The sequence below is a fragment of the Sinorhizobium sp. BG8 genome (assembly GCF_016864555.1).
Classification (GTDB): Bacteria; Pseudomonadota; Alphaproteobacteria; order Rhizobiales; family Rhizobiaceae; genus BG8.
The window spans coordinates 3,981,026-3,996,469 of record NZ_CP044011.1 but is presented as its reverse complement, the minus strand read 5'-3'; the positions used below and the strand labels follow the sequence as shown (position 1 = coordinate 3,996,469).

General features: G+C 61.0%; 11 protein-coding genes. 7 read left to right on the top strand and 4 right to left on the bottom strand.

Annotation, left to right across the window (positions count from 1 at the left end; genetic code table 11):
- Positions 1-66 precede the first annotated feature (66 nt).
- The 4 genes from F3Y30_RS18720 to F3Y30_RS18705 all read left to right on the top strand — a co-directional run bounded on the left by F3Y30_RS18720 (position 67) and on the right by F3Y30_RS18705 (position 5,762).
- Positions 67-1,215 (top strand): hypothetical protein, encoded by a 1,149-nt coding sequence (locus F3Y30_RS18720; protein ID WP_203424186.1) that lies wholly within the window; start codon positions 67-69, stop codon positions 1,213-1,215.
- 3 nt (positions 1,216-1,218) lie between these two features.
- A complete protein-coding gene (locus F3Y30_RS18715) occupies positions 1,219-3,135 on the top strand; it encodes an AAA family ATPase (protein WP_203424185.1) in 1,917 nt (638 codons plus the stop codon).
- A gap of 178 nt (positions 3,136-3,313) precedes the next feature.
- Positions 3,314-4,615 carry a DUF6638 family protein gene (locus F3Y30_RS18710; protein ID WP_203424184.1) on the top strand — a complete coding sequence of 434 codons (1,302 nt, stop codon included), beginning with the start codon at positions 3,314-3,316 and terminating at the stop codon, positions 4,613-4,615.
- Entirely contained in the window at positions 4,608-5,762 is a 1,155-nt protein-coding gene (locus F3Y30_RS18705) for a DUF2333 family protein (protein ID WP_203424183.1), read from the top strand. Before F3Y30_RS18710 ends, F3Y30_RS18705 begins: the two co-directional genes overlap by 8 nt.
- 99 nt (positions 5,763-5,861) lie before the next feature.
- Here F3Y30_RS18705 and F3Y30_RS18700 read toward each other — a convergent pair whose 3' ends face one another.
- The gene (locus F3Y30_RS18700; protein WP_203426680.1) at positions 5,862-6,323 is read right to left on the bottom strand and encodes an Lrp/AsnC ligand binding domain-containing protein; all 462 of its coding nucleotides are present in this window, start codon (positions 6,321-6,323) and stop codon (positions 5,862-5,864) included.
- Positions 6,324-6,560: 237 nt separating this feature from the next.
- Here F3Y30_RS18700 and F3Y30_RS18695 point away from each other — a divergent pair, with 237 nt between their 5' ends.
- Entirely contained in the window at positions 6,561-8,240 is a 1,680-nt protein-coding gene (locus F3Y30_RS18695) for a formate--tetrahydrofolate ligase (RefSeq protein ID WP_203424182.1), read from the top strand.
- A 364-nt stretch (positions 8,241-8,604) separates the two neighbouring features.
- Positions 8,605-10,794, top strand: coding sequence for a TonB-dependent hemoglobin/transferrin/lactoferrin family receptor (locus tag F3Y30_RS18690; protein WP_203424181.1), 2,190 nt, complete (start codon positions 8,605-8,607; stop codon positions 10,792-10,794).
- Positions 10,795-10,902: 108 nt separating this feature from the next.
- Here F3Y30_RS18690 and F3Y30_RS18685 read toward each other — a convergent pair whose 3' ends face one another.
- The 3 genes from F3Y30_RS18685 to F3Y30_RS18675 form a co-directional block, all read right to left on the bottom strand.
- Positions 10,903-11,412: a DUF1993 domain-containing protein gene (locus F3Y30_RS18685; protein ID WP_203424180.1), complete on the bottom strand. Its 510-nt coding sequence runs from the start codon at positions 11,410-11,412 to the stop codon at positions 10,903-10,905.
- 131 nt (positions 11,413-11,543) lie between these two features.
- Positions 11,544-12,383 (bottom strand): extensin family protein, encoded by an 840-nt coding sequence (locus F3Y30_RS18680; protein ID WP_203424179.1) that lies wholly within the window; start codon positions 12,381-12,383, stop codon positions 11,544-11,546.
- A gap of 99 nt (positions 12,384-12,482) precedes the next feature.
- A complete protein-coding gene (locus F3Y30_RS18675) occupies positions 12,483-12,794 on the bottom strand; it encodes a hypothetical protein (protein ID WP_203424178.1) in 312 nt (103 codons plus the stop codon).
- A 393-nt stretch (positions 12,795-13,187) separates the two neighbouring features.
- Here F3Y30_RS18675 and F3Y30_RS18670 point away from each other — a divergent pair, with 393 nt between their 5' ends.
- On the top strand, positions 13,188-15,377 hold the full coding sequence (locus F3Y30_RS18670) for an anthranilate synthase (protein ID WP_203424177.1): 2,190 nt from the start codon (positions 13,188-13,190) through the stop codon (positions 15,375-15,377).
- The last annotated feature ends 67 nt before the right edge of the window (positions 15,378-15,444 follow it).

The window sequence follows — 15,444 nt, the reverse complement described above, 5'->3', positions numbered from 1 at the left end:
TCGCGCAATCGACAGACCTCGGGCGCACGCGATGGTCCATGCTTCCGGCATGGGGCGGGTACTGCAATGAACGCCGCTGCCGAAGGCGCGGTGGCGCAGTATTTCACATCCATCCGTTCGGCCCTTGCTGGCCTCGGCATCTTCCTGGAAGACCGCAACTCGCCGCTTTACAAGAACAGCGTCGTCGGCGAGGTCATCATGCCCTACCTCGCCCGGCTGAAGGCCTCCTTCGCGTGCTGGGAGAACCGCGTCGGCTTCATGGACCAGTTCCGCATTTCCCGGGCAGAGAGCGGTTTTCCCGTGTTCCAGAACGTGCTGGAACTGGAAAACGACAGGCAGAGCGTCGAGAAGCGCCTCTCCGCCATCCCGGCGGCAGACGCGTTGCGCGCGGAGATGGCGGACTTCATTCTGCGGCAAAGAGCGTTTCCGGCCGAGCTCCAGGCGCGGATGGCGGAGCGGATCTATCTGGAACAGATCGGCAAAGGCGAGATCTTTTCTCCCTTCATCCTTCCCGAAACGATCCGCGTCGCGGTCAATCCGAAAACTATGCGGCCCTACTACATTGTTTGCTGGGGTGCGTTCGACGGCACGAATACTCTGCCTATGGTCTACATGGCGACTGTCGAGGACTCCACGGAAGAAATCGTCGAGATGCTCGTCACAAGCGACGGCAAGCTCAACAGCGAGGTGGACATTCCCCTGCCGGTCGGAGGACTTCTCAACCCCAAGCTCGCATCCCGCTTCGACGATTTCGCGAAGAACAACAGTTCCTATTCGCTGACGCCGATCACGATCGCGACGAACCTCGACAAGGATTTTCCCGAGCTTCACCCGAAACAGCTTCGCCGCTTCATTCTCGGCCCCTTCTATTCGGCAGGGATCACGGAGAACAACGACAAGGTGAACGCCATTCTCTCCAAGGTGCGCAAGCCGGAGAGTGCCTGGTTGCTCACGTGGACGGTGCAGGAAGTGTTCTCCAAGGCGGAGCGTCCGGCCAAGCACGGTTTCTGGAGTTCGACGCCGGCTCAGGAGGAATTCCATATCGACACGGAGAATCTGGAGGCTACCCGGATGGGCGTCAGCGCCTACGAGAAGCATGCCCTCGTACCGCACGATGCCTACCAGACGCTCTATGCCGCAGGCGAAGCGCAATCCATCTTCGGCGACTACAAGGTGCACGTGATATCGGGCAATCAGGTCATCAGCGAGGTATAGGCGATGTCCCTCAATACGGGTCTGACAATGATCCACGAAGACGATATCGCCAAGCATCAGGCGGTGGCGCAGGCGCTGGTGACGAAACTTGTCACGCTGGAAGGCGACACGGGGGCGGGCGGTACGTCCCTTGCCGGCACGGGGCGCCGCTTCGTCCCGACGGTTTCGACCTCCGGGGTGAGACGCACGCGCGAGGTTGAACTCGCCAGGACGATCCAGACGGTGCGCGCCGGCGATCCGCTGATGTCTCCTGCGCAGCATGCGCTTCTCTACCGCGCGCGTCGCGGCGCGCAGGTCGCGCTTGCGGTCGCCGACGTGTTCGCTCGCCAGACCCAGCTCGAGGCGCTGCAGCAACGCAATGCCACAGCGCCGCTGTCAGGAGACGAGGCAAGCCAGTTCAAGGCCCTGCTGTCGGCGTCGGCCTATGTGGCGGCCTTCACCTTCGCGGCCTATCTCGGCGCGACGCTTGCCGGCGAGGGCGAGCCGGTCGATGACACGGACGAGCCGGCCTATCTGTTCGATACGCCGCAGGACGCGCTCAAAAGTCTGATCGCCGCCCTCGACCGCGCAATTTCGGGAGCACCCGACGACATTGCCATGACCGCCCGGGCACGGGCCTTGTCGCGTGTCGCTATCGAGGGGCTGATCGCCCGCAGGGCTCGCTTCACCGGACTTCAAAGCTTCGAGAACACGCATGTGCGCATCGAGCAGGACGATTTTACGCTCGACGGCTTCGATGTCGCGCCGGGGCGGAAGCGCAAGCCGCTGGCGATGACCTTCAAGCAGCCGAACGAGATCATCGGCAACCACATTGCCAAGTATCAGGCGATGAAGCTCGCCAAGATGCTGATGGCCTATGACTTCGAGCGCCAGATGAATCCGTTCGTCGAGCTCGGCGGCTTTCTCTTCACCTTCATCGGCGACGGAATGCCCGGAACGGGCAAGACCATCCTCATCCAGATGCTGGCGGGGCTGCTCAACGACTATTGCAGCGTTGCCGGCTACCCCTTCCACTACGAGAATTTCGGCGTCGACCAGATTTCCTCCTACCAGGGCAAGTCCGGCCAGAACTGCAAGGAATTCGTCAACAATGTCATCAATCCGAAGGCGATCGGCTTCGGCACGATCGACGACGTGGACCAGGTCACCGCGAAGCGTTCAGACGACCGGGCGTCTTCCGGCCAGCACGAGGTGACGGCGGTCCTCATGGAGAGTTTCGCCGGGGCTTCCACCGTCGTACGCGGCAATTGCACCTTCGGCATGTTTTCCAACTATCCGGAAAATGTGGACGATGCGCTTCGTCAGCGTGCCGGCGCCCGCTGGCTCGTGGACGGGCCGCAGACGGAGGACGACTACATCGACATCTTCGCGCTCCTCGTCGGGAAAAACCATTCGATCCCGCTCGGCGAACACGATCTCTTCGCAGGGCAGGAGATAAAGCGCGCGGTTTCGGTGTCCTACGCGCAGCATTCCAAGCCGCAGGAGGACGGCTTGATCGCGGTCTGGGAGCGCTATGAGAAGGAGCACGGCCCGGCCGCCTCGCTCAGCGATATCGGCGCCTATCTGCACATGATCAAGGAAGCCGAACCGCGCTTCACCGGTCGCGCGATCAGGAACATCACGGATGCGATCAAGATGCGCGCCATGGATGTCGAGCTTCCCGATGACTGGTTCACGACCGCGGATGCCTTCATGCACAAGTCCTACGACGAAAAGAAAGCGATGATCGAAGAGTTGCGGGGACCGATTGCGATGGAGATGGTCCTGCAGGAGATCAACCGCTACGCCGACAGCGAGTTCCGCTACACCGACAAGTCCGACGACGCGGCCGTTGCCGATATCGTCCGCCGCGAGCGCCAGCGCGAAAAGGCGATCCGGGAGATAGGAGCGATGAAAGCGGACGGGCGGTGGGAAACGTGACAGTGTCGGCACTTGCGAACGACCGGGGAGACCCCTTGCACCCTATCCGCCTACGAGCGTTTTGGCAGGGAGTGGGTCGGCCCTTGAAACAGTCCCTTCGGTCTGCAACGGTCAGTTGGTCGAGCGGGCGGGCCTTTTCGATTTCGTCTTTCTGCCTGCGACGGATGAACCTTGAACCATGAAGCGTCTCCTTGAAGCCGAACTCATATACGGGCGTCTGCTGGAGATCTCGGAGCCCCATCTCGTCGAGCGCTACAACAAGGCGCTCGATGGATTCGGCCTGCCGCGCACAAACCTTCAAGAATTCCGCATCGACATGACAGGCTTTTCGCCCGAGGTGGCGGAAGAACTCGGCGACCGCGACTATCTCGATCCGAACCGCGTCAATCGCCGCTTCATCATCATGACGCCCGATCAGAGAGAGCTGCCGGTCGTCCACACCAGCTTCTCGAATACCGCGGCGTTGATGCACGAGTTCTTCAATGCCAATGCGAGGGCGATCAACGCGATCACCATTCGCGACGCGCTCTATGGCGAGATAGAGGACTCGGTTTCGGTCGTGGAGGATATCGACGACTTGCTCTCAATCAACGAGGTGCATTTCAGGGTGCTTTCGGCCGAGGACCTGCTCGACAAGGCCGGAGAACTGAGAACCCTGGTAGATCGCCTGAAGAGCGTTCCGAACGCCTGGCAGGACGACGCCATGCTGAACCGCATGGTGGAACTTGCAAAGCAGACCGGTGACATACGGCAGAATGCCCTCGTGCCGGACAAGCTGGTCTTCCGCCATGACGCCTTCTGGGCCAATCATTTCGGCGGCGTCTACGTCTTCCTGGACGACCGGTCCACCACGGTTGTGTGCAATCCTTCGGTGCCCGGCTTCCGCCGCTCGCGGCCGTGGCAGGTGAGCTATATCTCACTCGATGACTATCAGCGTATCTTCGAGTTTCTTCTGACAACCGGGCGGGTGGAATTGCCGCGCGCCTCCTGGGTCGAAAGCTCCGGCCTGCTGGCGCATCGCGCCAGCATGATCGTCACGGGGTTGATCAACGCGGTCGATCCGACGGTGGACATGTCGAAAGTGGATCGCATCTGTATCCAGACCTGGCTGCATCGCAATGCCGCCCTGGTGGCAAACGAGGGGACCTATCCGTTTCTTCAGGACGCGATGCGCACGATAGCCGCGACGGGCGGGATCAGGTTGTCGGATGTGCCTCCGCACTACCGTTTCCTGCTGGTGCGCGCGACACCGGACCATCCCGATCAATGGCTGGTCAACCGACTGATCGCGCAGATGACGCCCTACGACTTCGTGTCCCGCTTCGTATTCGACAAGCAGGGATTCTACGCATCCTACGAAGATTTCAGCGAAAACTTCCGCGAGTATGTTGTCGCGACGCTCACGCGATCATATTTGCAGGACAAGGCGGCGTTCCGCCGCAAACTTTACGGAATACGAGAGGACGATAACAATGCTTGACCCGATCGTCGCCTTTTTCCAGCGTGTCTTTGCGGCGATCGGCCGGGGCATCGGCCTGATAATCTCCTGGATCCTCTGGCCCTTCGTGGCCATTGCGAACTGGTATCGGGCTCGAAACTGGATCATCAAGGGACCGCTCGGCCTCTTCGTGATCGCACTTGTGGCCTACTACGGCTACTTCGTCTGGCAGACGCAGGTCTGGACCAACTTCAACCCGGACTATGTCAACGCCTACAATTTCGGCGAACGAAAGCGTGATGCCGGGATAGACGCCGCGGCACAAGCCGGGACCCAGGCTACGGCCGGCGGCGAGGCAGCCGAACCGGCGCCGAAGACATGCGTGCGCTCGGCGATCGTTGATGTCGCAGCAGACCTGATCGACTACAACGTCAATCAGAACGCGTGGATTTCCTCCATGCTTCTCTACAAGCTCGGCCTTTTCGGAATGGACTGGGATCATACACCCTGGCTCGACAACAAGGCATCGTTCCAGCGTGGCATCAACCAGGCGGTGCGCCGCACGGCAGTCGAACTCGTCGACTCGCTCGGGCGGGTCCGCGGCACCTCCGGAATCAATGCGGAACTGCAGAGCGCGCGCGGCAACATCCAGTTCGACGAGGAAACCTGGTATTTCGGGCTCAATCCGTTTGGTCCGAAGACGCCGACGCCGAGCTTCTATCGCGCTGCCATGCGTGACTTGCGCAAGTTCAATGATTCGCTCGTGAAGTGCGATGCGATCTTCGACGGCCGCTCCGATAACCTGATCGAGTTCCTCGACCGGATTGCGAACGACATCGGCAGTACGTCGGCGGTGATCCGTGAGCGTTCGGAGTTCCACAATGGCGGTTGGTTCGATACCCGCGCGGACGACCGCTTCTGGTTCGCCTACGGCCAGCTCTACGGCTACTACGGCATCCTGTCTGCAGCGGGTGCGGACTTCGATGCGGTGATCAAGTCACGCGGCATCGAGCCGCTCTGGAACGAGAGCATCAAGCAGCTTCGCTCTGCCCTCAAGATCCAGCCCGCCATCATTTCCAACGGTCGCGAGGACGGCTGGATCATGCCGACGCATCTTGCGACCATGGGCTTCTACATTCTGAGGGTTCGTTCGAACCTCGTCGAAATGCGGGATGTCCTGGCGCGATAGCGGGCGGCAAATGGTGGACAGGAACGTGGTGCCGCTCGACGGGAAGCGCGAATGCTTCCGTTTGGCCGGCCGGGTGCGCGTGCCTGTTCGTCCCCGCGTCTACACCGGAAGGAAACCCGTGCTCTTGACCTCTTCCATGACCGCATAGGTGTGCGTCTCGCGCACGCCCGGAAGGGGCAGGATGACGTCGGACAGGAAATTGCGGTAGGCAGCCATGCCGGCCACACGAGCCTTGACGAGATAGTCGAAACCGCCCGAGACCATGTGGCACTCCATCACGTCGTCGCTGCGCTGGACGGCGGCTGCAAAGGCGTCGAAGACGTCGGGCGTCGTGCGGTCAAGCTTCACCTGGATGAAAACGAGCAGGCCGCGCCCCAGCCGCTCCGGCGAGAGCACGGCCATGTAGCCTGTGATGTAGCCGTCGCGCGTCAGGCGTTTTACGCGCTCGGCGGTGGCCGTCTGGGACAGGTTTACCTTTTCCGCGAGTTCTATATTCGTCAGCCGTCCCTCCTTCTGGAGGGCACGGAGAATCTTGCGGTCGAGACGGTCGAGTTCCTTCATGCGTGGAGTGCCGATCTGCATGTTTCCTGGAGTTTCGGACTATGACAAGATTGCCGGCGAAACGCACGTCGAACTTCCTTCCTCGCCCGATATGGTGTGTTGACGACGCTGTGCATGCGTCGGAAGTTGTCGCTTTCGGTCCAGTCGGCGACAAAGTGCGGGATAGCAAAAGCGGACACTCCAACAATTGCCGGTCGATCGTCGCGGTGCGCTTAAGGGATGCAGGGGAGAGCAAGCATGGATGCAAACAGGTCGGATCTCGAAATCGCGCGTTCCGCGTCCAAGAGGCCCATATACGAAATAGGGGAGAAGCTCGGCATTCCGCCCGAGCACTTGATTCCCTACGGCCATGACAAGGCCAAGATCGGCGCGGCATTCATCGAGGCGCAGAAGGGCCGCAAGGACGGCAAGCTCATCCTCGTCACGGCAATCAACCCGACTCCGGCGGGAGAGGGGAAGACGACGACGACGGTCGGCCTGGTCGACGGGCTGAACCGCATCGGGAAGAAGGCCGTCGTTTGCATCCGCGAGGCGTCGCTCGGCCCCTGCTTCGGCGTCAAGGGCGGCGCTGCCGGGGGCGGCCGGGCGCAGATCGTCCCGATGGAAGAGATGAACCTGCATTTCACCGGCGACTTCCACGCGATCACCTCGGCCCACAACCTGCTTGCGGCGCTCATCGACAATCACATCTACTGGGGCAACGAACAGAACATCGACACGCGGCGGATCACATGGCGCCGGGTCATGGACATGAACGACCGTGCTCTGCGCGACATCGTCTGCTCGCTTGGCGGTCTCGCCAACGGCTATCCGCGTGAAACCGGCTTCGACATAACCGTCGCCTCGGAGGTGATGGCGATCCTGTGTCTGTCGTCCAATCTCAAGGATCTCGAGACGCGCCTCGGCTCGATCATCATCGGCTACCGACGCGACAAGACGCCGGTCTTCGCCCGCGACATCAAGGCCGACGGCGCAATGACGGTCCTGCTGAAGGACGCCATGCAGCCAAATCTCGTGCAGACCCTCGAGAACAATCCGGCGTTCGTGCACGGCGGGCCGTTCGCCAACATCGCGCATGGCTGCAATTCGGTCATTGCCACGACGACGGCGCTGAAGCTGGCGGACTACGTGGTGACGGAGGCCGGTTTCGGGGCCGATCTGGGTGCGGAAAAGTTCTTCGACATAAAGTGTCGCAAGGCCGGCCTGAAACCTGATGCAGCCGTTATCGTCGCGACCGTGCGGGCGATGAAGATGAACGGGGGCATGAAGAAGGAGGATCTCGGCGCCGAAGATGTCGCGGCCCTCAGGAAGGGGTGCGCGAACCTCGGCCGGCACGTGCAGAACGTCAAGAAATTCGGCGTGCCGGTGGCGGTGGCGATCAACCACTTCGCGACGGATACGGAAGCCGAAATCCAGGCGGTGAAGGATTATGTCCATACGCTTGGTGCCGAGGCCATTCTCTGCACCCATTGGGCCGAAGGCTCCGCAGGCATCGAGGAGCTTGCCCATCACGTGGTGGAACTCGCCGGGTCAGGGCACTCGCAGTTCTCGCCGCTCTATCCCGACGACATGCCGCTGTTCCACAAGATCGAGACAATCGCCAAGGACATCTATCATGCGGGCGAGGTGATCGCCGACAAGGCGGTGCGCGACCAGTTGCATGCCTGGGAGAGCCAGGGATTCGGCCATCTGCCGATCTGCATGGCGAAGACGCAGTACTCGTTTTCGACGGATCCGAACCTCCGCGGCGCGCCGACAGGGCACACCGTTCCCATCCGTGAAGTCCGCCTATCTGCCGGTGCCGGCTTCGTCGTCGTCATCACCGGAGAGATCATGACCATGCCGGGCCTGCCGAGGGTGCCGTCTTCGGAACGGATTCACCTCAACGAGCATGGCCAGATCGAGGGGCTCTTCTAGCATCCCGTCCCCCCGGAAAGCCCCATCGGCTCCGGGATAGCGACCTTCGAGATATTAGAGAGCAAACCCGAAGGCTCGCTGCGCGTCTTGTCGCAGCGACGCCTCGCTGACGTTTTTCGCGCGTCTTCCCGGTGTTACCCGCGCACGGATCACACTGTCCGGGACGGCCCGGAAACGTTCAGAAATAATATGAGTAAAATAATCATATTTATATTCTTGATTATAAAACTCATGTTTTATAGGTGACATGACTGAGGCGATTCATCGCTTCGCCCCGACTTTTATCTCCATCTAGACCGGCCTTGCTCCGCGCACCCTGATTCAGGGAGTGCTCGAGCTATGCCGTTGAAAGGACGTATTTTTCATGGTCGCCCGGCATTTTCGACCGCTTCTTTTCACATGCACCGCACTCGTCGCCGTCACGTCAGCCCCCTATGCCTGGTCCCAGGATGCGACCACGAGCACGACCGCCGCAACAAGCGGCGAAACGCAACTTCAACCTGTTGTCGTCAAGGGCATGCGCGTCGTGAAAGGATCGGTCGCGGACACACCACTCGCCACGCAGACGACGAAGGAGGAAATCGCCAAGAAGGACATCGACGACCTCGATGACCTCGGCAACACGATCGAGCCGGGCGTCAGCTTCGTGGAGGCGACACAAAGCGTCAACATTCGCGGCCTCGAGAACGATCGCGTGCTCACGACGATCGATGGTATCCCGATTCCCTACATTTCGGATTCAGTCAGATCCGCCTATGGCGGTGCCAACAGTTTCGATTTCGCGTCGCTTTCGAGCGTCGACATCCTGCGCGGAGCCGATTCCAGCCGGGCCGGATCGGGTGCGCTCGGCGGCGCCGTGCTGCTGCGGACTCTTGAACCGGAAGACCTGATCGGCGAGGGCAAGACCTTCGGCGGCATCGCCAAGACCGGTTTCGACGGATCAGACAATTCGTTGGGCGGTTCGGTAGCAATCGCGAAGAAGTTCGACGACACCTCCGTTCTTTTCCAGGGCAGCTACAAGAAGGGCCACGAACGGGAGACCGGCGGAGACGTTGGCGGATACGGGGCGACGCGCACCGAGGCCGATCCGGAGGACTATGACCGGAGGAACCTTCTCTTCAAGGTTCGCCAGGACCTTGAAGGCGGACACCAGATCGGCGTGACCGCCGAACACTACAATTTCGACTCGACCACGAACCTGAAGTCCCAGCAGGGGACGACCTATGCCGAGGACGACTATGACGGCATTTCCGAGAACACGCGCGATCGCGTCTCGCTCGACTATCGCTACGAGGCGATCGCCGAAGACAGCCTGATCGATTCCGCCTTTGCCACGCTCTACTGGCAGAAGACCGAGCGCATCGAGGGGACGACCGGCTATCGTAATACCGCGCCGATCGGTGACTACACGCGTATCAACACGGGCGAAGATCGCTCGATCGGCTTCTCAGGCTTTGCCAACAGCTCCTTCTCGACGGGAGTTCTGGCCCACCAGCTGACGGTCGGGACCGATCTGTCGCTATCCACCACGACACAGTTCGCATCCGGCGACGACAGCTGCGACGTGACCTATGTCTACAGCTGCGCCTTCTACCACAACAACCAGGCGGACATGCCGGAGACGGACGCAAAAAGGGTGGGCGTCTTCTTTGAAGACAGGATCGAGATCGGCCAGAGCGGCTTCTCGCTGACGCCCGGCCTGCGCTTCGACTGGTACGACTACACGCCGCAGGAAACCGAAAGCTACCGGAACAATGGCGGCTATGCGGGCCTTCCCGATGGGCAGACCGACATGGCGCTATCGCCGAAACTGCGTGCGGCATGGCAGGCGCGTCCCGATGTCGAGCTGTTTGCCCAGTTCGCCACCGGCTTCAAGGCGCCGAACGTGTCGCAACTCTACTCGACCTACGACAACGCTCCTTACTACAGACAGATCGGAAATCCGGATCTCGAGGCCGAGACCAGCTACGGGTTCGAGGTCGGCGCGAATCTCGGTGACGAGGACTTTGGTGGCCGCCTGGCGGCCTTCACGACGCGTTACAAGAACTTCATCGATACCGAGGTGGTCGCAGAAACCGGCTATATGATCGGCAGCTACGAGTTCTTCAACCGCGCAAACGTCCGCATTTCCGGTTTCGAGGCGAGGGGTCACAAGAAGTTCTCGAACGGCTTCAACGTGCACGGTTCCGTCGCCTATGCCTATGGCGTCGACCTCGACACCGACGAGATCCTCGCCTCCGTAGCGCCACTCAAGGCAGTCGTCGGGGCAGGATACGAGACCGAGACCTGGGGAACCGATGTCAGCCTCGTTGCCGCAGCGGCGGTGGATGAGGATTCCACGGCAAGCACCCGCCCGGGAGGCTACGGGATCGTCAACCTCACCGGCTGGTGGGAGCCCGAGCAGACGGAGGGATTGCGGATCCAGGCAGGCGTCTACAATCTCTTCGACAAGACCTACTTCGATGCTCTCGAGGTGAAGGACGTCACCAATGCCTCCCAGCTCTATTCGGAGGCGGGGCGCTACTTCAAGATCTCGGTTACGCAGAGTTTCTGAGAGCGGAGTTCCATCTCGTGGTGGCGGCGCCCGAGGGGCGCCGTTTCCATTTGCTTTCGCACTTGAGGAGCGGCGAGGGCAGGCCTGGCCTTCGCCGGGCATGCCTCGTCAGTCGTAGGGGCCAAGATAGTCGCGCTTGCCGACCTCCACGCCATTGTGGCGCAGGATGTCGTGGGCGGTCGCCACGTGAAAGAAGAAGTTGGGCAGGGCGAACTTCAGCAGATAGTCCTCGCCGGTGAAATCCACCTTCAGCTTGCCGACGTTCAGCGTCAGCTGGCGCGTGTCCGTACCGTCGAGATCCGCTTCGCTCACCGTCTGAAGGTAGGAGATGGTGTTCGAGATCCGCTCCTTCAGCTCGGCGAATGTCTTTTCCTCGTCGGGGAAACTTGGCGGGGTTGTGCCGGTCAATCTGCCGATCGCGTTCTTCGACGTATCGCTGACACGCTGTATCTGGGCCGAGAATGGTAGCATGTCAGGATAGAGGCGCGCATTGATGAGCACCTCGGGAGCGATGTTGCGGGCCTGTGCATGCGTTTCAGCCTTCTCGACCAGTGTGGAGAGCACGGTCAGACCGCGCAGAAAGACGGGAACGGAGAGTTTGTACATCGTGAGAGGCATGAGGAGAAATCCTTGCTGTGGGACGCCGCAGTGCCGGCGCGTGCTGTACAGATAGGTGGTGGACGTCGCGCATTTGAGGTCGCCGGTGACGGAAATGACGTCTCCGCCCAACGGTCGGGGAGGGAGTTTATTTACCAGCAGTAGCGGTAGCCGTTCGTGCGGTGGATGACGTCGAGATGAAGGTGGGTCTCGTGGGCCGCGTCGCTGCCGGGATCCAGCACGGTCGTGAAATAGAGGCAGGCCGAGGCGGTTATCGCCCGCTGGAATGCCCCCTCCAGCGTGGAATCCTTGTCGCGCGGAGCGATCGAGAACGTCTTGCCGCTCCCAAGACGAAGACCTGCTATGTCCACGGCATTGCCGCGGGCGTGCTCGGATATCTTGCCGTTCTCCGCGTTGTTTCTCTTGCGGCAGACATAGCCGGACGCCTGGTTCAGGGTGGTGAGCTTCTCGCCTGGCATTGCTGTGCCGAGTGCCGGAATGACCGCTTCCTTTGTCCATCGCGCGAGTGCGAGTGCCGTCTCGCACCGCACCACCCCCTCGGGGCGCAGGTCGACACCGCCTCCAAGCGCGCTCACGGAAACGGGCCGGTCGATCCCGCAACCGTTGCCATCATCGATGCGCGAAGTTTCCTTGAATGTCGCGCCCAGGGATTTGAGGTCTGCCACACATCTGGCGAAAGCCGCGGCATCTTCCTTTTCGACGGGCGGAGCGGGTTCCTCCTTTTCGGATGGCACCGGGATCTCCGTCGGCTTGTCGCCCTCGGTTTCTCCGGGAGGGGAGGCCTCCTTGGCGGCCGGCAGGTTCTTGCCTTGAACGTCGCTACCAACCGGACCCTTGGTCTCCTCGGAGTTTCCTTCAGGCTTCGAGCCTGATGTATCGCCGGTGTCTTGAGAGGGCTTTGTCTCGGGCAACGGCCCAACCTCCGGCAAGGAGGCACCGGAAAGGAACATCAAGGCCGCAATGGCTGCCATCGCTCTCCTCAGGATTGTCGCGCTCCTCTCCTGCAAGACCAGGTCGAGAGTACAGAACGCACGTGAGGAAAGTTTGTTCGCCGAATTATTCGAGGATGCTCAGATCCCGGCGCCGTAGCAGAGGGGCACGGATTGTTTCTGCGCGAGCGCCACGACTTCCGAGGTCAGCCTGCGGACGCGAGCGATCAGGCGGCTGTTCTCCGCCTCGCTGGTCTGCGAGATCATGTCGAGGAACAATCCGATCATCGCCTCGCCTTCGGCAACGCTGGCAGGCGAGTAACGATAAATGGATTCAAAGACATCCGTAATCCGTGCGTCCAAGGCACGGAATTCCGGCGTGTCGTAGCGCTCGTTCTGTTCCAGGAGCCTGTCCTGGAGTTCGCGGAATTGGTTGACTAAGGCTTCAACCATGAAAGACCCTAAAATCTTATGGAGGCATTTTTCTGAGCATCTATCATGTTACGTAAACTGCTGCAAAGGGGGTGGAGTAGCGAATTCTCGGGAATCGAGATTAATCCGCGCTTCTTTCGGTTTTGGTTGCGAAATACCTAAAGCGGAAATTGGACTATGTGGCAGGCATGTTGGAGGCCCTGCATCTGCGGCGATCCCGTCTTGCGTTCGTCCACGGATCACGCTAACAATCGCGTCCATGATCAACGTGCGTGAAATTTCGATCTGGTGGTGGGCTCGCTGAGGCGGCCTTGACCAGTCATGCGTGATTGAGAGCACAAGCCGCCCGAAATCTTCGAGGCGGCTTTTTCTTTTCGGGCCGCCAGAAGACGGGCTTCGAACGGAGTGAGCGACATGGTGACGAAAGAACTGGCGGATGGTGCCGAGGCCTATGTGACGCGGGGCGGCATCACCGTCACCCGGCGCAGGCGTGAGGCGGACTATGCGAACGCGATCGCGGGATATGTCGATCGTCTCGACGAGCGGCGCGGCGCGGTCTTCTCCTCGAACTACGAGTATCCTGGCCGCTACACCCGCTGGGATACGGCTGTGGTCGACCCGCCGCTCGCCATCTCGTCCTTTGGCCGTTCCGTCTGGATCGAAGCCTACAATGCCCGTGGCGAGGTTCTGCTCTCCTTCATCGCGGAGCGGCTCGCCTCCGTTGCCGAACTCACTCTCGGCACGTCCACGGCCACCCGTCTCGACCTCACCGTCAACGTTCCAGACCGCATCTTCATGGAAGAAGAGCGCTCGAAGATGCCGACGGTTTTCACCGTGCTTCGCGCCGTCACCGATCTCTTCCATTCGGACGAGGACGCCAGCCTCGGCCTCTACGGCGCCTTCGGTTACGATCTCGCCTTCCAGTTCGACGCCATCGAGCTCAAGCTGAAGCGTCCGGACGACCAGCGCGACATGGTCCTCTTTCTCCCTGACGAAATCCTTGTCGTCGACCACTATGCGGCCAAGGCCTGGATCGACCATTACGACTTCACCAGGGATGGCAGGACGACAGAAGGCAAGGCTTCGGACATCACCCCCGAGCCATTCCGCACGATCGATTCCATTCCGCCACATGGCGATCACCGACCCGGCGAATATGCCGAGCTGGTCGTCAAGGCGAAGGAAAGCTTCCGGCGCGGCGACCTGTTCGAGGTCGTGCCCGGGCAGAAGTTCTTCGAGCGCTGCGACAGCAAGCCTTCGCAGATCTCGAACCGCCTGAAGGCGATCAATCCGTCGCCCTATTCGTTCTTCATCAATCTGGGCAATCAGGAATATCTCGTCGGCGCCTCACCGGAAATGTTCGTGAGGGTCTCAGGGCGGCGTATCGAGACCTGCCCGATCTCGGGTACGATCAAGCGCGGCGACGATCCGATTGCCGACAGCGAACAGATCCTCAAGCTGCTCAATTCCAAGAAGGACGAGAGCGAGCTGACCATGTGCTCGGACGTCGACCGAAACGACAAGAGCCGGGTCTGCGAGCCGGGCTCGGTGAAGGTCATCGGCCGCCGGCAGATCGAGATGTATTCCCGCCTGATCCATACGGTCGACCATATCGAAGGCCGTCTGCGTGACGACATGGACGCCTTTGACGGTTTTCTCAGCCACGCCTGGGCCGTGACCGTTACCGGTGCGCCCAAACTCTGGGCCATGCGTTTCATCGAAGCGCATGAAAAGAGCCCGCGCGCCTGGTATGGTGGAGCGATCGGCATGGTCGGCTTCAATGGCGACATGAACACGGGCCTCACCCTGCGCACGATCCGCATCAAGGACGGCATTGCCGAGGTGAGGGCGGGCGCGACGCTGCTCTACGATTCGAACCCGCAGGAAGAAGAAGCCGAAACCGAACTGAAGGCATCCGCCATGATCGCTGCCATACGAGACGCCAAGGCCGGCAATGCCGGACGCACCAAGCGCGATGTCGCTGCTGTCGGAGCCGGCGTGAAGATCCTGCTGGTCGATCACGAAGACAGCTTCGTCCATACGCTTGCCAATTACTTCCGCCAGACGGGCGCGACGGTCACGACCGTGCGTACGCCGGTCGCCGAAGAGGTTTTCGACACGGTCGACCCCAACCTCGTCGTGCTCTCGCCGGGACCCGGCTCGCCGAAGGACTTCGACTGCAAGGCGACCATCAAGAAAGCGCGTGCCCGCAACCTGCCGATCTTCGGCGTCTGCCTCGGTCTCCAGGCCCTGGCCGAGGCCTATGGCGGCGAACTGCGCCAGCTCGCCATCCCGATGCACGGCAAGCCATCGCGCATCCGGGTTCTGGAGCCCGGCATCGTCTTCTCCGGCCTCGGCAAGGAAGTGACCGTCGGGCGCTACCACTCGATCTTCGCGGATCCCTCGACGCTCCCGCGCGACTTCATCATCACGGCCGAAAGCGACGACGGGACCATCATGGGGATCGAGCATTCGAAGGAGCCGGTGGCGGCGGTGCAGTTCCATCCGGAATCGATCATGACGCTCGGCGGAGATGCCGGAATGCGCATGATCGAGAACGTCGTGGCGCACCTTTCTCGCAAGGCCAAGACGAAAGCCGCATGAGCATTTGACACGCCGGCTCTTTTGGCCGATATGACCGCGAAACAGACCGCGTGCACGACCATCGTGC